Genomic DNA, 21,131 nt, shown 5'->3' on the forward strand with positions numbered 1-21,131 from the left:
GCAAAGGACAGCATTCATGGAACCCCTCCACCTCCGTACCGCCGGCACCAGCCTGCTAATCGGCTTCAGCAGCGGGGAGGCCGAGGTCATCCACTGGGGCGCCAAACTTGATAGCCGGCTGCCGGACCTCGCCATCCTCACCGAAGCCGTCCCGCCCTCCGCGATCGACGCCACGGTCCCCACCGGCCTGCTGCCCCAGGCATCGTCCAGCTGGCGCGGGCGTCCGGCCCTGCGCGGCCACCGGATTGCCGACGGCGTTTCGGGCCTGGACTTCTCCGTCCGCCTGCGCGCCCTGCACACGGCGGTGAACGGCAACTCCGCTGTCATCGTCCAAGAGGACGCGGACGCCGGTATCACCGTTGAGTCCACGCTCACGCTGCACGACGGCGGGCTGCTGGAACTGCGGCACACCGTCACCAACACCGGAACGTCGCCGTTCCAGGTCGACGAGCTGGCCGCTGTCCTGCCGGTGGCTCCGGACGCCGTCGAGCTTCTGGACCTCACCGGACGCTGGTGCCGGGAACGGCACCCGCAGCGCCGCCCCGTCCAGCAGGGAACCTGGGTCCGCACCGGCCGCCACGGACGCACCGGCCACGACTCCTCGCTCCTCCTTGCCGCCGGAACCGCCGGCTTCGGCAACCGCCACGGCAGGGTATGGGCAACACATCTCGCCTGGAGCGGCAACCACGAAGAGTTCGCGGATACCCTGGCCGACGGCCGCACCATGATCGGCGGCTCGGAGCTGCTGGGCCCCGCTGAAGTCATCCTCGGTCCCCGTGAGAGCTACACCACCCCTGCGCTCTTTGCAGCCTACTCGGACCGCGGCCTGGACGGGATTAGCGAGGCCTTCTACTGCTGGTTCCGTTCCCGACCGCACCATGTCCTGCCAGCCCCGTCGGCCAATGCCGGGGCCGGAAAACCACGTCCGGTGGTCCTCAACACCTGGGAAGCCGTCTACTTCAACCACGACCTTGACGCCCTCATCAAGCTTGCCGAGTCCGCTGCCGACCTCGGCGTGGAGCGCTTCGTCCTGGACGACGGCTGGTTCCGGGGACGCCGCGATGACCACGCTGGCCTGGGCGACTGGTACGTGGACGAGACGCTCTGGCCCAACGGGCTCACGCCGCTGATCGAGGCGGTGATATCGAGCGGGATGGAATTCGGCCTCTGGGTGGAACCAGAGATGATCAACCTGGACTCCGACATTGTCCGGGCTCACCCGGAATGGATCGTGGGACCTTCGGTCCAAAGCTACAAGGACGGCGGGCGCCTGCCCCTCGAATGGCGACACCAGCACACCATTGATCTGGCCAACCCCGCAGCCTGGCAGTACATTTACGAGCGCATTGACGCCCTCCTGCGCGAGAACAACATCAGCTACCTCAAATGGGACCAGAACCGGGACCAGTTGGAGCACGGCCATACCGGGCGCTCCTCGGTCCACGAGCAGACCCTGGCCGCCTACCGGCTCTTCGACGAACTCCGCAAAGCCCATCCCGGCGTCGAAATTGAAAGCTGCTCCTCCGGCGGCGCCCGCGTGGACCTGGGAATCCTGGAGCGCACGGACCGGATCTGGGCGTCGGACTGCAACGACCCCCTGGAACGCCAGATCATCCAGCGCTGGACCGGCCTGGTAGTCCCGCCGGAGCTCGTCGGGAGCCACATCGGCCCCACCACATCCCACACCACCGCCCGCACCCACGACCTGTCCTTCCGCGCCATCACGGCCCTTTTTGGCCACTTCGGCATGGAATGGGACGTCCGGCAGGTGCAGGGAGCAGAACGTGAGGAGCTCAGGCGCTTCATCGGCCTTTACAAGGAACACCGGGGGCTCATCCACAGCGGCCGGATGGTGCGCGCTGATGTCCCCGACGAGTCGCTGATGCTGCACGGCGTTGTCGCAGACACCCCATCGGGAGGCAGTGTTTCAGCCGGCGCGGCCGGCACCGTTGCCGCCGGTACGACAGCGGCGCTGTTTGCTCTCGTGAGCACACGGACATCGTTCGCCGAACAGCCCGGACGGATCACCGTTCCAGGTCTGGAGGGCGGCCGTACCTACCGGGTGGAAGCAATTTACCCGGCGCCCGGTGACGCCGACTACGCCCACACGTTCACGCAGGCCCAGCCGCCGGCATGGCTGGCCTCGGCCGCCGAAGCCAGCGGCAGTTTCCTCGCCGAGATCGGCCTCCCCATGCCGGTCCTGAATCCGGAACACGCCCTGGTGCTGAAGTTCACGGCGCTCTAGCAGTCACAAAACCCATCCGAAGACTGCCCCGTCGTGCCCCGGCCCCCCCAAGGGTGGCCCGGGACGTCGGGGCAGTCTTCGCCAGTCAAAATGGAAGGCGCATGAAAGTACTTGTCACAGGTGGCACCGGATACATCGGCTCCCACACAGTTCTGTCCCTGCAGGAAGCCGGCCACGACGTGGTGGTCATCGACAATCTGGTGAACTCCGGCGAGGAGTCCGTGCGCCGCGTCGCCGAGCTCAGCGGTAGGACGCCCGAATTCCACAACGTGGATCTCGTCGACGAAGCAGCCCTGGAAGACGTCTTTGCCGCCGCCGACTTCGATGCCGTCATTCATTTCGCCGGGCTCAAAGCCGTGGCCGAATCGGTCCGCGAACCCCTGAAGTACTATTACAACAACCTCGTGGGCACCCTCAACCTCATTCGTGCCATGGACCGCCATGACGTTCGCTCCCTCGTGTTCAGCTCATCGGCCACTGTGTACGGGGAACATAACCCCGTCCCCTATGTCGAAAAAATGGAAATCGGCGCCAACAACCCCTACGGCAGAACAAAGGAACAGATAGAGGACATCCTTTCGGACCTCGGCGGCGCGGATCAGCGCTGGCGCATCGCCCTGCTGCGCTACTTCAACCCGGTGGGCGCCCACCCGTCCGGCCGGATCGGCGAGGACCCCCAAGGCATTCCCAATAACCTCGTGCCCTTCATCGCCCAGGTGGCCGTGGGGCGCCGTGAGAAACTGATGGTCTTCGGAGGCGACTACAACACGCCGGACGGCACGTGCCTGCGCGACTACATCCATGTCGTAGACCTCGCTGAGGGGCACGTTGCCGCCCTTAACCACGTGGCCGAACCCGCCGGCATTTTCCGCTGGAACCTGGGCTCAGGCCAAGGATCCTCGGTGCTGGAGGTCATCAGGTCCTTCGAGAAGGCGGCGGGCCAGCCGATTCCGTACGAGGTCACCGCACGGCGGCCCGGTGACCTGCCGGCGTTCTGGGCTGACGCCACCTCGGCACTTGCGGATCTGGGCTGGGCTACCACCAAGACCCTGGACCAGATGTGCGAGGACCACTGGCGCTGGCAGAAGAACAATCCCAATGGCTATGGCACCTGAAACCGAGATTCCCGCGGCCAACCCCGGCAGCCCTGCGGCCAGGGCAGCGGACGTGCATGTCCACGCCCAACAGTCCACAGGCATCCGGGAGGTTGCGGCGGCCGCCGGGGTTTCCACCGCCACCGTCTCCCGTGCCCTCCGGGGACTCCCCCGAGTCTCACAATCCACCCGCCAAAGAATCGAGGCTGCCGCAGCCAACCTCGGCTACGTCGCTTCTTCCGCGGCATCGGAGCTTGCGCGGCGCCGGGGTGACCGCAGGGCCACGCTCCCGGAGCAGCTGATGCGGGTACAACCTCCTGCGTCGGGCACCGCAGAATTCTCCCGGACCGGCTCCGTGGCCGCTCCCGGGCACCCTGCGTCACCCGGCCGGGGCACCATCGTCGTTGTCAACGGGCCCTTGACCGATCCGGGCATACCGGACGAACGCGGCGTGCCAACGCCAGCCGGTATCGAGCAACTTGTCCAGTCAATCGCGTCGGCACACGGCTTCACTGTGTGCGTCAAGTCCTGCCAGTACGCACGCATGCCCGATGCTGTCCGGAGCGCCGCTGCCTCTGCCGTCGGAATTATCATCAACACGGGCAGCCTCAGCCCCGTATCAACCGAGCTGCACGCTGCGCTGGCCTCCGTGTCCGTTCCTACTGTCGAAATCCGCACCAACAACCTCCACCCCGGGAAAATTGGCAGCGGCCCTCCGTCCTTCGCCTGCACGGTCCTGATTTCCGGCGCGGGCATCTACGGCTACAAACTGGCCATCGACTACCTGGACTCAGCCGTCCAATCCATACGGGTTCAACCGGACACAGAGCGCTGGATGGCGACGGCAGCAGCGCCGCGTGCCCACTGATTGAACCCAAGGGATTCCAACCGGATATCGACTGGCCGGGCCTCAGGATCCCGGTCGGCGGCCATGGCTTCGTGCAGGGGCCCGTCAATCAGCTCCAGGATGCCTATTCCTTCTCCGGCCAGGACGACCGTATTCACCATGGCGAGATTCGCGACCGCGGCTATCATCCTGCCCAATGCGCGTCCTGCCGAGTTCACTACGTAGGCAGCAGCAGGATGGCCTTCCGCGGCCAGGCTGAGCACATCCTGGTATTCCACTGGCCGCCCCAGCGCGGAAGCCGTTTGCGAGCAGATGCTGTGGGTCGAAAGCAAAGCGGTGGAACAACCCCGGTGCCCGGCAACGCACAGGGGCCCGGCCGGATCGAGCGGAAAGTGCCCTCCAAGTCCCAGACCGGTGTCAGGGACGCTGATAACCCGGTTGTTGATGACCAAGCCGTAGCCAACTCCGGCACCGATGGTGATCAGGGCAAAGCTCTCGACCCCGCGGCCCACACCGAACCACTGTTCAGCAACGGTCAGGGCGACAACGTCGTTTTCGATGACTACCGGCAGCGCGAGCTCCTTCTCCAAGGCCGGCCGCAGTGGTACGTGGCGCCAGTCCAGAAATGGAGCGCGGAGCACAGTTCCGGCACCGTCGACATGTCCGCCGATGCTGATGCCGATCCCGGATACTGCAATCTCCCCCGATCCTGTCAGGGTGCGGACGCCCTCCGCCAGGGCATGGACCACGCCGTGCAGACTGCGGTCAGTGAGCTGAAGTTCCGAACTTTCCAGCTGTTCGGCCCTCATGTCGGTGAGCACCAAGGCGATTTTGTCGCCGGTGATTTTCGCGCCGATGAAGTGGTGGGACTCCTGCCGGATATCGAGGAGCCGGACGGGGCGTCCCACGGTGCCGTCGTTCACGAGCGGGCCCTCAACGAGGAGGCCTGCGTCTATCAGAGGTTTCCCTAACCTGGTGAGACTGGCCATCGACAAGCCGAGCCGTTCGGCCAGTTGCCCACGGGACATCGGGCCGTTAACGAGGACGGCACGGGTGAGTTCCCGTACGGATTCTTCAAGTTCCACACCAGCTCCTTAGCTGAGCACACCTGCTAGTTTATTTCATTCTGAAGCTAACCAGCTCAAAAAGCAGGACTTCCGACGCCACTCGACCCCTAAAGTATATGACCTTTGACACAGGATTTGTTTTGCCGTAAAAATAAACCATGTCTTCTCCCCTCTATCACCTCCAAGCAGGCGGAACTTCGGTAATCGTCGATGCCTCCGTTGCCGGAATGCCTGCAATTCTTCACTGGGGCCCCGAGCTGGGTCCGCTCGGCCGGGATGAGCTGGACGCAATGAGCGCGGCCGCTAAACCCCAAAGGGTTTCAGGGGGAATTGACCACCCGGCCCGGCTCACGCTGCTGCCTCAGGAAGCCCAGGGCTGGCAGTTGGCCCCCGGGCTCTCGGGCCACCGCTCCGGTACCGGCTTCTCGCCTGACTTTCAGATCAGCGACATTTCCGGAACCGGCTTCTCACCGGACTTCAAGGTCACGGAAACCGCAGGGTCAGGCCGAAGCCTCACCATCACGGCAACGGATCCCCACGCGGCGTTGAGCCTGACCAGCCGGCTCGAAGTGACGGCATCTGGACTTTTCAAACAGCAGCAAACGGTGACCAACACCGGAGACGGCAGCTATGACCTTGGCTCACTCGCCCTGTTCTTTCCGTTGCCGCCCGCCGCTGCGGAAATCCTGGACACCACTGGGCGGCACCTGAAGGAACGTTCCCCGCAACGGCGGGATCTCACTGTCGGCGCACATGTGCGCGAAAGCCGGCGCGGGCGCCCCGGCGCCGACGCATCACTGCTCATGGCAGCCGGAACCAAAGGCTTCGGCTTCCGCAGCGGCCTGGTCCACGCCGTGCATCTGGCATGGAGCGGAAACCACCGCCTCAGCGCTGAGCGAAGCATCAACGCGCAGAACTTCCTCACAGCCTCCGAGCTCCTGCTGCCGGGGGAAGTGCGCCTGCAGCCAGGCGAGAGCTACAGCACCCCGTGGGCCATCGGTTCATGGGGCAACGGACTGGACGAACTTGCCGCACGCTTCCATGAGGACCTCCGGGCACGCCAACACCACCCCAGCTCTCCGCGTCCTGTCACGATGAACAGCTGGGAGGCCGTCTACTTCGACCATGACCTCCCCCGGCTGAAGGCAATAGCCACCGCCGCGGCTGCGGCAGGAGTGGAACGCTTCGTTCTCGACGACGGCTGGTTCCTGGGGCGCCGCGACGACACCGCGGGTCTTGGCGACTGGATTGTGGACAAATCGGTCTGGCCCGAGGGTTTCAGCCCGATCATTGATCACGTCCGCGGCCTCGGAATGCAGTTCGGGCTCTGGTTTGAGCCCGAGATGGTTAATCCGGACAGCGAACTGGCCCGGAGCCACCCCGAATGGATGCTGCAGGTCAACGGGCGGATGCCCGTTTCAGCCCGCCAGCAACAGGTCCTGAACCTGGCCCTTCCGGCGGCCTGGGAGTACATTTTCCAGGCGATGCACAGCATTCTGGATGAGTACCCGATCGACTACATCAAGTGGGATCACAACCGTGACCTGCTTGACCCCGCCAGCGCGGCATCGGGCCAGGCAGCGGTGCACGCCAACACGCATGCCGTGTACCGGCTGATGGAAGCACTCAAGGAACATCACCCCGGCCTGGAAATCGAGTCCTGCGCCTCCGGCGGGGCACGGGTCGACCTGGGCGTGCTGGACAGGACGGACAGGATCTGGACAAGCGACTGCATTGATCCGCTAGAACGGCTGGACAACCAGGCCTACACAGGGCTCCTTGTCCCCTACGAACTAATGGGAGCCCACATCGGCGGACCTGCCTCCCATTCCACGCGCCGCCGCCACAGCCTCGACTTTCGCGCCGCCACCGCCCTCTTCGGCCACTACGGCATCGAATGGGACATTTCCGGCCTCCCACCGGAGGAACTGGCTGCGTTGCGCGGCTGGGTGGACTTCCACAAGGCGAACCGGTCCCTCTTCCACACCGGCCGAAGCGTGCATTCGGATCATCCGGACCAGTCCGCCGACCTCAGGGGTGTGGTGGCCAAAGACCAGCAGCGGGCCGTCTTCATCTACACGCAGCGCAGTGCCAGCGTCACCTACCCGTCCGGGGCGTTCACGCTGCCGGGCCTGGATCCGGACACCCTCTACTCGGTTGCCCTCAGCGCACCGCTGACCGACGCAGCCAGCCCGGGACAGTCGGCGCTGGAATGGGCCCAGAAACCCGTGCTCCTCAGTGGCCGCGTCCTCGAGACCGTCGGGCTGCAGGCACCTGTGCTCTTCCCCGAAACCGCCGCCATCATCACCGTTGAATCCGCGGGCGGCCCGGCAACGCCGCTCACCCCGGCCTCCATCAGGACCAAGGACTAACACATGTTCCAGCTCAAGCAAGGGCGGGCTAAAGCCCTCACCGCCGCACTTGCCGCAGCATTGCTGGCCGGCTGCGCCCCGCCACCGGCGGGAAACGAGGTCACGCTCAATTTCTTTCAGTTCAAACCCGAAGCAATACAGGAATTCGCCGGTCTCATCGACGAGTTCGAGGCAGCGAATCCCGGTATCCGGGTGCTGCAGAATAACGTCCCCGACCCGGATACGGCCATTCGAACCCTCCTTGTGAAAGACAAGACACCGGATGTGCTGACCCTTAACGGAAACGCCAGCTTTGGCCTCCTCGCGAAAGCCTGCGTGTTCGCCGACCTCAGCAAGGAACCCTCAGCAAAAGAGGTCCTTCCCGCTGTGCAGGACATCCTCAACGCCAACGGTCGCTGCAATGACTCGGAGATCAACGGTCTTCCCATGGCGAACAATGCCAGCGGCATCCTGTACAACCCCGAACTCTTCGCCAAGTACGGGGTTTCCGTTCCCCGGACCTGGGACGAGCTCATTGCGGCGGCCGAAACGTTCAAGGCCCATGGGGTCGCACCGTTTTACATGACCCTCAAAGACGCCTGGACCACCTCCCCGGCTCTGGTAAATCTTGCTGCCCAACTGCAGCCCGAAGGATTCTTTGACCGGCTGAACGCGGCCGGCGCCGACCGGGCCAACAGCCCCGTATCCTTCAGCAAGGATTACCAGGAAGTTGCCGACAAGCTGCTCCAGCTCTTCAAGTACGCCCAGCCGGGCGCGATCGGAGTGGACTACGCGTCAGGCAACAAGGCCTTCGCCGACGGCAAGGCCGCGATGTACCTCAATGGCAGCTTCGCCGTGCCAGCCATCAGAGCCGCTAACCGGGACGCAAAAATCGCTTCCTTTCCCTACCCCGTGACGAACGATGCCGCCCACACCACCGTGGTGTCCGGCGTCGACGTCGCACTGGCCATGGGCAGGGAGACACCGCACCGGGCTGAAGCGCAAAAATTCATCAACTTCCTCATGTCCAAGGAAGTGATTGACAAGTACGCCAAAAACCAGAGCGCCTTCGCCCCCATCAAGTCAGCTGCGCCACAACAGGACCCGGCCCTGAAGGGCCTGGCCAGCTACTTCACTGCCGGGAAGGTCGCCGGCTACATGGACCACCGGCTGCCGCCCAGCATTCCGCTGGTCAACATCACCCAGCAGTTCGTCCTGGACGCCGATAAATCCCGCTACCTGAACACCTTGGACAACGAATGGTTCAAGATCGCCGCCCGCACGCCCAAACGAGGTGACCAGCAATGACGCATTCCACCAAGGCCTTCTACTGGATGGCCGTTCCCGCGCTGGTTCTTTTCGTTACCCTGCACACCGTCCCGGTGGTCACCGGCATGTTCTTCAGCCTCACGGACTACGCCGGCTACGGAAAATGGAACTTCGTGGGCCTGCAGAACTACCTCAGCCTTTTCAAGGATGACCGGGTCCTGGCCTCCTACGGATTCACTTTCCTGTTCGCCATCACGGCGACGGTAATCGTCAACGTGCTGGCACTGGGTGTCGCCATGCTGCTGAACGCCAAGATCAAGTTCCAGACGGCATTCCGGGGCCTGTTCTTCATTCCCAACGTCCTGGCGATCCTCGTCATCGGTTACGTCTTCAACTTCATCTTCTCCAATTCGCTCCCCCTGCTGGGCCAATCGCTGGGGATCGACTGGCTTTCGACGTCCATCCTGGCCAACAAGGACCTCGCGTGGCTGGGCATCGTGGCAGTTTCGGCCTGGCAGTCGATCGCGTTCAGCGTCATCCTGTACCTCGCCGGGCTGCAGACCATCCCGGCGGAGCTGTACGAGGCGGCGGGCCTGGACGGAGCCAGCTATTGGCGGCAGTTCAGCTCCATCACCTTTCCGATGATCGGGGCGTTCTTCACCATCAACATGGTGTTGGCGCTCAAGGGCTTCATGCAGGCTTTCGACCAGATTGTCGCACTGACCGGCGGCGGCCCCGGCACTTCCACCGAATCCGTCTCCATGGTCATCTTCCGCGGAGGCTTCCAAGGCGGGGAATTCGGCTACCAGATGGCCAACTCAGTTGTTTACCTGCTGGTGATCGTGGCGGTGTCCCTGATCCAGCTCCGGACACTCCAGCGCAAAGAGGCGGACTTCTAATGACTACAACCGAGACCGCAGCATCAGCCCGAACCGTACCGGATACCCGCGGCCTGCGGCGCCGAGGCCGGCTGAGCGACGGCGTGAACTGGCCGCTGACGGCCCTGGCAGCGGTCCTCGCGCTGACCGTGCTCATCCCGCTGTACCTCACGGTCGTCACCGCACTCAAGACCCCGGACCAACTAGGCGGCTCCGGCTTCGAGTTGCCCACCCGCGTCCGGCTGCAGAACTTCTCCGATGCCTGGAACCTGACCAACTTCCCCCGCGCCCTGCTCAACTCAGCTATCGTCACCGTGGGTGCAGTGGTTCTGACCATCCTGTCCAACTCCTTGGTGGCCTACGCCATTGCACGGAACCTGCACAAGCGCTTCTTCAAGTTCCTCTACTACTTCTTTGTCGCGGCACTCTTCGTGCCGTTTCCTATCATCATGCTGCCGGCCACCAAGGAAACCGCACTCCTCGGCCTGGACAACCCCGTGGGACTGTTCCTGCTCTACACGGTCTACGGGCTCAGCTTCAACGTCTTCGTCTACACCGCTTTCATCCGCTCCATCCCCCGCGAGCTCGAGGAAGCGGCAACCATGGACGGGGCATCCACCTGGGGCATCTTCCGCCGCATCATCTTCCCGCTGCTCACGCCGATGAACGCGACCGTAGGAATCCTCACTTGCCTCTGGGCGTGGAACGACTTCCTGCTGCCCCTCGTCATCCTCTCGGACCCCGCAACGCGCACGCTCCCCTTGGCGCAATACGTGTTCCAAAGCCAGTTCAACACCAACTACACAGTGGCCTTTGCTTCCTACCTGATGGCCCTGGCGCCCCTGCTGCTGGTCTACCTCTTCGCGCAACGCTGGGTGATTTCCGGCGTCATGCGAGGCTCCATCAAATGACACCAGCCGCTACCCAAACAGCCGGTCTCAAACTGCCCTGCGCGGGCAGCACCACACTCCTTGCTTCTCCGGCACAACCAGGACCCGCTCCAAAGCCACTACTGCAAGTGCCCCTTTTGTAAATATCGCCGACCAACCAATCACCTGTTCACAGCGGCAGGCAACGAATAGGCCCTCGAGGAAGGACACAACCGACATGGGACCCCAACTCGCGCACCGGGAAGTTCGAATTCCCTGCCCCAGCCAGCTCGAAGAGCTATTGAACGCCGCAGAGAACGACTTGCGAACGCGTGCCATTTGCCGTGGAACACATGGCATTTTGGTGACTAGGCGCCGGCGCGACCTCTACCTGCTCGAACTCAGTGATCAAGTTCCTTACGGCCTCACCTACGAAAAGGACTCAGCGCTCTAGGGCTCACGAGACGGTGCAGAGAAACACCCGAACGGCTACAACCGACAGACAAAGGAACGTAAATGAGACGCGCCAAAATCGTGGCTACGTTCGGCCCGGCAATCGCCAGCTATGAAAACACCCTCGCGGTGCTGGAAGCCGGCGTTGATGTAGCCCGGATGAACATGAGCCACGGCGACTACACCGTGCACGACAACGCGTACGAGAACGTCCGAAAGGCAGCCGCGGAACTGGGTAAGCCGGTTGCGGTCATGGCGGACCTCCAAGGTCCCAAGATCCGCCTGGGCCGGTTCATCGACGGCCCCCACGCTCTGGGGGTCGGTGACACGTTCACCATCACCACCGAGGATGTTCCCGGAACCAAAGTCATCTGCTCCACCACCCTGAAGAGCCTCACCGAGGATGTCAACGTGGGCGACGCCCTCCTGATCGATGACGGGAAGGTAGCGCTCCGCGCTGTTGAGGTCGACGCCGTCAAGGTCGTCGCCGAGGTGACCGTCGGCGGTATGGTGTCCAACAACAAGGGCATCAACCTTCCGGGGGTGGCCGTCAACGTTCCCGCCCTGAGCGAGAAGGATGAGGACGACCTTCGCTGGGCCATGCGCCGCGGTGTCGACCTGGTGGCCCTGTCCTTCGTACGCGATGCCGCTGACATCATTCGCGTCCACGAGATCATGGATGAAGAAGGCCGCCGCGTGCCAGTCATCGCCAAGATCGAAAAGCCGCAGGCGGTCGAGCAGCTTTCCGAAATCATCGACGCGTTTGACGCAATCATGGTGGCCCGCGGTGACCTTGGCGTCGAGCTGCCGCTGGAGGAAGTGCCCATCGTTCAGAAGCGGGCCGTCGAACTGGCCCGCCGCTGGGCCAAACCGGTCATCGTGGCAACCCAGGTCCTGGAGTCCATGATCGACAACCCGCGCCCGACCCGCGCCGAGGCCTCGGACTGCGCCAACGCAGTGCTCGACGGTGCCGACGCGGTTATGCTCTCCGGCGAGACCAGCGTGGGCAAGTACCCCATCGAAACCGTCAAGACCATGGCCCGGATCATCGAGTCCACCGAGGTCCATGGCCTCGAGCGCGTTCCTCCACTGGGCACCAAGCCCAAGACCCGAGGCGGTGCCATCACACGTGCCGCCGTCCAAATAGCTGACCAGCTGGACGCCAAGTACATTTGTGCGTTCACGCAGTCCGGTGACTCCGCCCGCCGTCTCTCACGACTGCGCCCGATCAAAACGGTCTTCGCCTTCACTCCGGTGGAGCAGGTCTGGAACCAGCTGGCGCTGACCTGGGGCATCCAGCCGGTGCTGGTGAAGATGGTGGACCACACCGATGAGATGACCGCTCAGGTTGATCGCAGCCTGCTGGAAATGGACCTCATTGAGGACGGCGACCTGGTAGTTATTGCCGCCGGTTCGCCTCCCGGAAAGGCTGGTTCCACCAACTCGCTGAAGGTGCACAAGGTGGGCGACCTCGCCGATTCAACCCGTACTGGCAGAGCCACCAACAACAAAGAAAAGCTCGGCCCCTGGCCGGAAAAGAAGAAAAGGCCCTAGCCTTCAAAGAACGAGAGGAGGATCCGGTTAGCCGCATCCTCCTTTCGCCTTTGCCAGGAAAGCAAAAGCAAACCTGCAGCGGCGGAGGGCGTGTACCTATCCTGAACCATCGGTGCCGCTCTCCCGTCGGAGTCGGAGGAAGGCCGAAGGCATTGCCTGTCAGCGGCTTCCATCGAGACGCTTCAAGCGCCGGCGTTAGATCCCGGAAGCGCATATCGTTGGCGGCCGTCAGACTGGAGTACACCCCAACCTGATGTCAGGCCACCGCCTAAAAAGCGTCAGAATAGGGTCTGATAATGCATCTCCTGACGCACCCATTCGAAGGTCTCAGACCCCAACCTGACACTTTCGCAACTGGAGGCTCCCCGGATGAGTAGCGGCAGCCCGCAGGCGACTCTAAACTTCCGCCGCCGGCGCCGCGAACTGCGCCTCGTACAGCCGCGCATATGCCCCACCCGCAGCGAGCAGTGAAGCGTGCGTCCCCTGCTCCACGATCTGGCCGGCCTCCATCACCAGGATGAGGTCGGCGTCACGGATGGTGGACAGGCGGTGCGCAATAACGAACGAAGTCCTATCCGAACGCAAAGCGCTCATCGCCTTCTGCACCAGCAGCTCCGTGCGGGTGTCAACGGAGGAAGTCGCCTCGTCGAGAATCAATACGGAAGGCCGGGACAGGAACGCCCGGGCAATCGTCAGCAGCTGCTTCTCCCCTGCCGACACGTTGGAGCCCTCGTCCTCGAGCACCGTGTCGTACCCTTCCGGCAGGGCACGCACGAACCGGTCCACGTACGTCGCCTGCGCCGCCTCCACGATCTCGGCCTCCGACGCCGACGGCCGGCCGTACGCGATGTTGTCGCGGATCGTCCCCCCGAACAGCCACGTATCCTGCAGCACCATGCCCATCCGGGAGCGCAGCTCGCGCCGCGGGACAGAGGTGACGTCCACGCCGTCGAGCGTTATCCGCCCCGCATCCAGCTCGTAGAACCGCATCATCAGGTTCACCAGGGTGGTCTTGCCCGCCCCGGTGGGGCCCACGATCGCCACCGTCTGCCCCGGCTCGGCCACCAAAGAAAGGGAGGAAATCAGCGGCTTGTCCGGTGAATAGGAGAACGAGACGTTCTCAAACACGAGCCGGCCCCGCCCGCCGTCGAACGAACGGCCGCCGTCGGGCCCAAGCGAAACCGACTGCTCCTCCTCATCCAGCAGCTCGAACACCCGCTCCGCCGACGCCACCCCGGACTGCAGCAGGTTGGCCATCGAGCCCAGCTGGGCCAGCGGCTGGGTGAACTGCCGCGAGTACTGGATGAACGCCTGCACGTCGCCCAGCTGCATCGCACCGGACGCCACCTGCAGCGCACCCACCACCGCGACCCCCACGTACACGAGGTTCCCGATGAACGTCAGCGCCGGCATGATCAGGCCGGAAATGAACTGCGCGCCGAAGCTCGCCTCGAACAGCTCCGCGTTCTTCTGCCGGAACCGCTCCTCCACCTCCCGCTGCCGGCCGAACACCTTCACCAGCGCGTGCCCCGTGTACGTCTCCTCGATCTGCCCGTTCAGCTCCCCCGTGTGCTTCCACTGCGCCACGAACAGCTTCTGCGAGCGCTTGGCGATCAGCGCGGTCGTCACCAGCGTCAGCGGCACCGTCACCAGCGCAATCACCGCCAGCACCGGCGAGAGCAGGAACATCATCACCAGCACGCCCGCCACCGTGAGCAGCGACGTGACCGCCTGGGAGATGGACTGCTGCAGACTCTGCGAGATGTTGTCCACGTCGTTCGTCACCCGGCTGAGCAGCTCGCCGCGCTGGATCGAGTCGAAATACCGCAGCGGCAGCCGGTGAATTTTCGCCTCGATCCGCTCCCGCAGCCGGTACACGGTCCGCTGCACCACGCCGTTGAGCACGTACGCCTGGATCCAGCCGAACGCCGACGCCAACACATACAGCGCCAGCGCCCACAGCAGCACGTTCGCGAGCGCCGCGAAGTCGATCCCCGCCCCCGGCGTCAGCGTCATCGCCCCGATCATGTCCGCCTGCGCGTCCTGCCCGGACGCCCGCAGCCCGGCAATCACCTGCTCCTTGCTCACCCCGGCCGGCAGGTTCCTGGACACCACGCCGGCGAAGATCAGGTTGGTGCCTTCGCCCAGCAGCCGCGGCCCGGTCACCGAGAAGGCCACGCTGACGACGGCGAGCGCCAGTACCAGCGCCAGCCAGGCCCGCTCGGGGCGCAGCTCCCCCAGCAGCCGCCGGGCCGAGGCTCCGAAGTTCAGCGCCTTCTCCGCCGGGACATTCATTCCAGCGAACGGTCCGCCGCGCCCCGGCCCTCCCGTTGGCCGGGGAATGCGTACGACGTCGGCCTGCCGGGTTCCGGCGGCGGCGCCCGTCCGCGTGGGGGTGCTTCGCGTGCTCATGCCGCCTCCTCCGCCGCCAGCTGGGAGGACACGATCTCGCGGTACGTCTCCGAGGTCTCCAAAAGCTCACTGTGCGTTCCGCGCCCGACGATCCTGCCGCCGTCGAGCACCAGAATCTGGTCCGCGTCCACGATGCTGGAGACGCGCTGGGCGATGATCACCAGCGTGGCCCCGGCCGTGTCCCGGCGCAGCGCCTGCCGGAGCCGGGCATCGGTGGCGGTGTCCAGCGAGGAAAACGAGTCGTCAAAGATGTACAACTCGGGCCGCTTCACCAGGGCCCGGGCGATCGCCAGGCGCTGCCGCTGGCCGCCGGAGACGTTCGTGCCGCCCTGCGAGACGGGGGCATCCAGCCCGCCTTCCATCTGCCGCACGAAGTCCTCCGCCTGGGCCGTGGCCAGTGCATGCCACAGCTCGTCCTCGGTGGCGTCCGGCTTGCCGTAGAGCAGGTTGCTCCGCACGGTCCCGGAGAAGAGGTACGGCCGCTGCGGCACCAGGCCGATGTGCCCCCACAGCAGATCGGGGTGCAGTTCCCGCACGTCCACGCCGCCCATCAGCACGGCCCCGGAGGTTGCGTCAAAGAGCCGCGGCATGAGGTTCACCAGGGTGGTTTTCCCGGAGCCGGTGCTGCCGATGATTGCCGTGGTCCTGCCCGCGGCGGCGGTGAAGCTGACCCCGCTGAGTACCGGCCGCTCGGCACCCGGGTAGGCGAATCCGACGTCGCGCATTTCCAGCTCGCCGCGGGCGGTGCTCCCGGACGCCTCGACCGCAAAATGCACCGGCCGGGCCGGCGGCCGCACGGACGACTCCGTCTCCAGCACCTCCCCGATCCGGTCCGCCGAGACTGCAGCGCGAGGGATCATCACGGCCATAAACGTGGCCATCATGACGGACATCAGGATCTGCAGCAGGTAGCTGAGGAACGCCACCAGCGTGCCCACCTGCATGGAGCCGTCCTCGATCCGGAACGATCCGAACCAGATCACCGCCACGCTCGAGACGTTGAGCACCAGCATCACCACGGGAAAGGCGAGCGCCATCAGCCGCCCGGCCCGCAGCGCCGTGTCCGTGACGTCCGCGTTGGCGCCCGCGAACCGCTCCGTTTCCAGGTCCTCGCGCACGAACGCCCGCACCACCCGGATGCCCGCCAGCTGCTCGCGGAGCACCCTGTTGACGGCGTCGATCCGCAGCTGCATCAGGCGGAACAGCGGCACCATCCGGCTGATGATCACCCCGACTCCGAGCAGCAGCGCCGGCACGCTCACGGCAATCAGCCAGGACAGCTGGGCATCCTGCCGTACGGCCATCACCACGCCGCCGATGCTGAGCATGGGCGCGGCCACCATCAGCGTCGCGGACATCAGCACCAGCTGCTGCACCTGCTGGACGTCGTTGGTGGACCGGGTGATGAGGCTGGCCGGGCCGAACCTGGTGACCTCCTGCTCGGAGAACCCGCCGACCCGGGTGAAGATCGCCCCGCGTAGGTCCCGCCCCATGCCCATCGCCGCTTTGGCCCCGAAGTACACCGCCGTCACCGCGCACGCGATCTGCAGCAGGGTAATGAACAGCATGAGGCTGCCGACGCGCAGGATGTAGCCGGTGTCCCCCGTGGCCACGCCAAGGTCGATGATGTCCGCGTTCAGGGTGGGGAGATAAAGGGAGGCAATGGACTGAGCCAGCTGGAAAACGACGACGGCGATCAGCAGCCGCCGTTGCGGCTGCAGGTACCGGACAAGAAGCTTCCACAGCATGCAGGCCCTCGCAGCAGGTCCTCGAAGTGATCGGAAGGCCAGTTTACGTCCGGCGGCTTGGGGCAGCCTGTAGGCTGGGGCCATCGGCGGAATTCCGGAAACGCGGCAGTTGAACACCGCGAATGAACACCGCAAATTGAAGAATGGGGACTTCTTTGAGCGATCAGCAGCTGGGCTTTCACGAGCCCGGAACAATTGGGCCGGCAAACGTACCGCAGGCTGTCCGGCTCGCGGCCGCCTGCTGGGTGGCCAGCGCCGTGGTGGCGGGCATGATGCCTGTCATCTTGGAGGTGGCCGGTATCGACTTCGGCCAGTCGATACCGGACTGGGCCGTGCCCTATCTCGTGGCGTTCGCCGTTCCGCTGACGGCCCTGCAGGTGTTGGCGGCCCAGCATTTGCTGCACGGCGCGCGCTGGGCCCGCATCCTCCTGACCGTCGCGGCCGCCCTGTCGGCGCTCGGCGCACCGGTCGACCTCACCGCTTTGATCCTTGCCGGCCTGGTGCTGACGCTGGCGGGTGCCACGCTGATGTGGCTGCCCGCGTCCAACCGGTACTTCCTGCTGCGCCGTATTCCTGCCTATCCGGTACCTGCTGTCGCTGGTCCGGACCCCGCCCTCAAGGGAGAACTCCTGTGACTGACGCCCTTCTGCTCCCCGCCGTGGCCAAGGCCCTGGCCGCCCACGGCGTGGCCCACGAGGTCCTCGAGTGTTCGCCGGATCTGGCGGACACGGCGGAGTTCTGCGCCCACTACGGCTTCAGCCTGGAGCAGGCGGCCAACACCATCCTGGTCGGCTCCAAGAAGGTGGAGCCGCCGCGGTACGCGGTATGCGTGGTGCTGGGCATCACCCGGCTGGACGTGAACCGTTCGGTGCGGGCCCTGCTCGACGTCAAGCGGGCCTCCTTTGCCGACGCCGATACCACCACCTCGCTGACCGGCATGTTGGTGGGCGGCGTCACCGTGCCCGGCATCGAGGGGTTGCCCGTCTACGTGGACCGCGCCGTGCTGGACGTGCCCCGGGTGGTCATGGGCGGGGGCAACAGGTCCAGCAAGATCGTCCTCGACCCCGCCGAGCTCCTCAAACTGCCGGGGGTCGAGGTGGTGGACGGGCTCGCCACGCCTCGTGAACCGGCGTCGGCGCGGGCTGACTCCGGCTCCTGACTGTCGCCGGCCCCGCTGTAGCGGCACCGCTGCCGCGGCACTCGTCAGGGCCACTTTCCTGAATTGGCTCTGGCGCGCGGTCCGGCAGGCTGCCTACCGTGGTTGGGGACTCCACGTGAGTTCCAGCCGACGTTGAATCTCCACAGAAAGACCAGCATGCCCGCCACCGTGAACGAGTACCCCTTCTCGCAGGTCGACGTCTTTGCCCCCGGGCCCAGGCCCGGCAACCCGGTGGCCGTCGTCCATGGCGCCGACGGCCTGTCCGACGAGCAGATGCAAAGTTTCGCCAACTGGACCAACCTCTCGGAAACCACCTTCCTGCTGAAGCCGACGCAACCGGAGGCGGACTACCGGCTCCGGATCTTCACCCCGGCATCCGAGCTTCCCTTCGCCGGCCACCCCACGCTCGGCTCCGCGCACGCGTGGCTGGAGAACGGCGGCCAGCCGCAGCGCCCCGGCGAACTCGTGCAGGAATGCGGGGTGGGCCTCGTCAGGATCAGCCAGACGGCCGGCGAACAGTTCTTCGAGGCCCCTCCGCTGCGCCGTTCCGGTCCCGTGAAACCCGAGGTGCTGGAGCAGGCCATCGCCAGCCTGGGCATCACGCCTGAGCAGGTCCTGGACAGCAACTGGGTGGACAACGGCCCGGGCTGGCTCGGCATTCGGCTCGCCTCGGCCCGGCAGGTGCTGGACCTGACGCCGGACTTCGTGGCCATGGGCAAGCTGAACGTCGGCGTCATCGGCGCTTACGGGGACGGCGGCCCAACGGACTTTGAGGTGCGCGGGTTCGTTCCCGGCCTGGCCGTCCCCGAAGATCCGGTCACCGGCAGCCTGAACGCCGGCCTTGCGCAGTGGCTCATCGGGTCAGGTGTGGCGGAGGGCGGCTACACCGTCAGCCAGGGCACCGTCCTGGGCCGCGACGGCCGGCTGACCATCACCACCGAAGGCAGCAGCATCTGGGTGGGCGGCACCAGCCGCACCGTCATCAGGGGCAGCGTCTCCCTGTAATTTCATACTCGGCTGGAATAAGACTGGAATAAGAACTGCCGGGGACGGGCGGTGCCCCATTGAACCTGCCCGCCCCAGTCTGTGGTGTCTCTTTGCTGATCTTCGTAGAGGTCTCTTGCGGGGCCGCGGCGCTTCTGCACGGCCCCTGGGAATACTGTCGCGCCGCAGGCTCAAGCCTGGCGCAACATTGCGGCAGGATCGCCGCAAGATCCGGCGGGCGCCGCCGTCGGCCGTTCATGACGGCGGGCCCTATGCCGGTTGCGCACCTGTGCGCCGCCTGTGAATCCGGCCCATCAACGTGAGGTGGGACTCAAAGCCGCAACGTTGCCCGGGCGCTGGCCGTTGGACTGGGAGACGGAAGGAGGCACATGCTCATTGTTCTGACAGGAATCGACGGTTCGGGAAAGACGACGGCGGCCCGTTCCCTGGTGGCGGCGGCCCGCGCGGAAGGCAGCAGGGCACTGCTGCTGAGCAACTATGCAGGCCGGCGGCGCATGTCCTTGCTCAGCGCCAGGCTCGGCATCCAATTGCCTGCCGGGCTTGCCGACGCGGCGGAAACCACCATGCGCGTCTTCAACGTGCTGGTGTCCACGGGCCGGGCAGCCCGCTTCGAGGGGCTGGTTGTTATGGACCGGCACCTCCACTGCCAGCTGGCGCTGCGCGAGGCAAGGGGCCTGCGCCGCGGGCGGTTTCTCCCCTGGCTGCTCCGCACCCTCCCGGCCCCGGAAATAGTCCTCCATCTCGACGTGAGCCCCGACGAGGCGCACCGGCGGATTCTGGCACGCGGCACGGACGAGGAATCCCTGGCCGACCTGACAGCCCTGCGGAACGCCTACCGCGCGCTGCCCGAGTACGCGGACATGGTTAAGATCGACGCCGGCGGCCCGCCTGCGGATGTGCTCGTCGGGCTGATCGATGCCGTGGATTTCCAAGATCAACTCAAGGTTTAGTCAAGAATTCCCGAAACGGCCGAACACGCCTTTCCGGAAGCCCATCCGGCTGTACATTAGTGCCAGCTCTCCTCTTTCCCCCCAAATCGGAGCGCTGGAAGCCTCCGCGCTGGAGTCCTTTGATTCGCGCGGAGGCTTCCCCTTTTCACCCACGCAACCACGGTCCGGGCACCGCCGGCTCTGGCCACGCTCCGCCGTCGACGATATAGTAAGCAAGCTGATGACTTCGGATTCCGGACCATCATCTGTTCACTTCGACGAAGGAGACACTATGAGCACGAGGGTTGAGAAGCGCATTCTGGTGAACGTGCCGGTCAGCACGGCATACAACCAGTGGACCCAGTTCGAAGACTTCCCGCACTTCATGGGCGGCGTCAAAAAAGTGACCCAACTCAGCGACGACCGCCTCGAATGGGTCGCTGAGATCGCGGGCGTGAAGCGCAAGTGGGAGGCGAGAATCCTCGAGCAGCAGCCGGACCGGAAGGTTGCCTGGGCTGCCACTGAGGGTGCCACCAACGCGGGCTCCGTGGAGTTTGAAGACGTGGGCGGCGGCCAGACCTCCATCAAGCTGTTCATCGACTACGAACCCGAAGGGATCGTAGAGAAGATCGGCGACAAGCTGCACGTCGTGGAACACCAGGCGGAGTCCGACCTCAAGAGGTTCAAGGCATTCATCGAGGACGAAGGCTACGCCAGCGGCGCCTGGCGGGGTTCCGTCAACGAAGGCGGCTCGGTGGGCACCCCGGGCGTTGAGCACGCTGCCGGATCGCTCGGCGACAGCGGCAAGGCCGGCGTCTCCGGCAAGATGGCTGCCGCAGCCGGCGTGGCCGCTGCAGCAGGCGCAGCCGCGGCAGTTGCCGCGGGCGGGAAGGACAAGGACGCCGACACCGTGTATGTCGTCGACGAAACCGTCACCCCTGTGGTGCCGGAGTACACCGAAACCACGGTGGTCACAGACACGACGGGTACCCCGGGCTTCGCCGGAGGAACGGCGGCGGACACTGTTTCGGGCACGTCTGCGGCCGGCGCCGGTTCGGCACTGACGGACGAGACCGTCGCCCATCCCTTCGACCAGACCAACGGCCTGATTGACGACGAAGGCGACTCGGACGAAACCGCGGCAAGCGACACGCGAAGCGCGGCAGACCGGGCCGAACGCGAAGACGGCGGCCCCGGCACCCTCCCGCCCCTTGGCGGTACGTCCGGCCAGCACTAGGCAGCACCAGGACA

16 protein-coding genes are annotated in these 21,131 nt (G+C 65.2%); 13 read left to right on the forward strand and 3 right to left on the reverse strand.

From position 1 onward, the window contains the following. The first annotated feature begins 16 nt into the window (after positions 1 to 16). The 3 genes from LFT45_RS19945 to LFT45_RS19955 all read left to right on the forward strand — a co-directional run bounded on the left by LFT45_RS19945 (position 17) and on the right by LFT45_RS19955 (position 4,207). On the forward strand, positions 17 to 2,245 hold the full coding sequence (locus LFT45_RS19945; protein WP_236805303.1) for an alpha-galactosidase: 2,229 nt from the start codon (positions 17 to 19) through the stop codon (positions 2,243 to 2,245). A 101-nt stretch (positions 2,246 to 2,346) separates the two neighbouring features. Beyond that, a complete protein-coding gene (gene galE / locus LFT45_RS19950) occupies positions 2,347 to 3,360 on the forward strand; it encodes a UDP-glucose 4-epimerase GalE (RefSeq protein ID WP_236805304.1) in 1,014 nt (337 codons plus the stop codon). Next, positions 3,344 to 4,207, forward strand: coding sequence for a LacI family DNA-binding transcriptional regulator (locus LFT45_RS19955; RefSeq protein ID WP_236805305.1), 864 nt, complete (start codon positions 3,344 to 3,346; stop codon positions 4,205 to 4,207). Before galE ends, LFT45_RS19955 begins: the two co-directional genes overlap by 17 nt. Here LFT45_RS19955 and LFT45_RS19960 read toward each other — a convergent pair. Next, complete coding sequence (locus LFT45_RS19960; RefSeq protein ID WP_236805306.1) at positions 4,153 to 5,271, reverse strand: ROK family transcriptional regulator; 1,119 nt, start codon at positions 5,269 to 5,271, stop codon at positions 4,153 to 4,155. The two genes, LFT45_RS19955 and LFT45_RS19960, sit on opposite strands and share 55 nt — an antisense overlap. Positions 5,272 to 5,411: 140 nt before the next feature. Between LFT45_RS19960 and LFT45_RS19965 the strand changes: the two genes are divergently transcribed. The 5 genes from LFT45_RS19965 to pyk all read left to right on the forward strand — a co-directional run bounded on the left by LFT45_RS19965 (position 5,412) and on the right by pyk (position 12,627). Continuing rightward, entirely contained in the window at positions 5,412 to 7,625 is a 2,214-nt protein-coding gene (locus tag LFT45_RS19965) for an alpha-galactosidase (protein WP_236805307.1), read from the forward strand. A gap of 3 nt (positions 7,626 to 7,628) precedes the next feature. Next, positions 7,629 to 8,912: an ABC transporter substrate-binding protein gene (locus LFT45_RS19970; RefSeq protein ID WP_236805308.1), complete on the forward strand. Its 1,284-nt coding sequence runs from the start codon at positions 7,629 to 7,631 to the stop codon at positions 8,910 to 8,912. Beyond that, positions 8,909 to 9,772: a carbohydrate ABC transporter permease gene (locus tag LFT45_RS19975; protein ID WP_236805309.1), complete on the forward strand. Its 864-nt coding sequence runs from the start codon at positions 8,909 to 8,911 to the stop codon at positions 9,770 to 9,772. The genes LFT45_RS19970 and LFT45_RS19975 overlap by 4 nt, the downstream gene beginning before the upstream one ends. Next, complete coding sequence (locus LFT45_RS19980) at positions 9,772 to 10,662, forward strand: carbohydrate ABC transporter permease (protein ID WP_236805310.1); 891 nt, start codon at positions 9,772 to 9,774, stop codon at positions 10,660 to 10,662. The genes LFT45_RS19975 and LFT45_RS19980 overlap by 1 nt, the downstream gene beginning before the upstream one ends. Before the next feature lie 474 nt (positions 10,663 to 11,136). After that, positions 11,137 to 12,627 carry a pyruvate kinase gene (gene pyk, locus LFT45_RS19985; protein ID WP_236805311.1) on the forward strand — a complete coding sequence of 497 codons (1,491 nt, stop codon included), beginning with the start codon at positions 11,137 to 11,139 and terminating at the stop codon, positions 12,625 to 12,627. Between the two features lie 396 nt (positions 12,628 to 13,023). Here pyk and LFT45_RS19990 read toward each other — a convergent pair whose 3' ends face one another. Continuing rightward, positions 13,024 to 15,039 (reverse strand): ABC transporter ATP-binding protein, encoded by a 2,016-nt coding sequence (locus LFT45_RS19990; protein ID WP_272912725.1) that lies wholly within the window; start codon positions 15,037 to 15,039, stop codon positions 13,024 to 13,026. Further along, the gene (locus LFT45_RS19995; RefSeq protein WP_236805312.1) at positions 15,036 to 16,787 is read right to left on the reverse strand and encodes an ABC transporter ATP-binding protein; all 1,752 of its coding nucleotides are present in this window, start codon (positions 16,785 to 16,787) and stop codon (positions 15,036 to 15,038) included. The genes LFT45_RS19990 and LFT45_RS19995 overlap by 4 nt, the downstream gene beginning before the upstream one ends. A 155-nt stretch (positions 16,788 to 16,942) precedes the next feature. Between LFT45_RS19995 and LFT45_RS20000 the strand changes: the two genes are divergently transcribed. The 5 genes from LFT45_RS20000 (at position 16,943) to LFT45_RS20020 (ending at position 21,117) form a co-directional block, all read left to right on the forward strand. Beyond that, positions 16,943 to 17,422 carry a hypothetical protein gene (locus LFT45_RS20000; RefSeq protein WP_236805313.1) on the forward strand — a complete coding sequence of 160 codons (480 nt, stop codon included), beginning with the start codon at positions 16,943 to 16,945 and terminating at the stop codon, positions 17,420 to 17,422. Continuing rightward, positions 17,419 to 17,946, forward strand: a complete 528-nt coding sequence (locus LFT45_RS20005) for a YbaK/EbsC family protein (RefSeq protein WP_236805314.1) — start codon at positions 17,419 to 17,421, stop codon at positions 17,944 to 17,946. Before LFT45_RS20000 ends, LFT45_RS20005 begins: the two co-directional genes overlap by 4 nt. Positions 17,947 to 18,102: 156 nt before the next feature. Next, positions 18,103 to 18,951: a PhzF family phenazine biosynthesis protein gene (locus LFT45_RS20010; RefSeq protein ID WP_236805315.1), complete on the forward strand. Its 849-nt coding sequence runs from the start codon at positions 18,103 to 18,105 to the stop codon at positions 18,949 to 18,951. Positions 18,952 to 19,319: 368 nt separating this feature from the next. After that, positions 19,320 to 19,901, forward strand: a complete 582-nt coding sequence (locus LFT45_RS20015; RefSeq protein WP_236805316.1) for an AAA family ATPase — start codon at positions 19,320 to 19,322, stop codon at positions 19,899 to 19,901. A gap of 271 nt (positions 19,902 to 20,172) precedes the next feature. Then, positions 20,173 to 21,117, forward strand: coding sequence for an SRPBCC family protein (locus tag LFT45_RS20020; RefSeq protein WP_236805317.1), 945 nt, complete (start codon positions 20,173 to 20,175; stop codon positions 21,115 to 21,117). The last annotated feature ends 14 nt before the right edge of the window (positions 21,118 to 21,131 follow it).

The organism is Arthrobacter sp. FW305-BF8, assembly GCF_021789315.1.
Classification (GTDB): domain Bacteria; phylum Actinomycetota; class Actinomycetes; order Actinomycetales; family Micrococcaceae; genus Arthrobacter.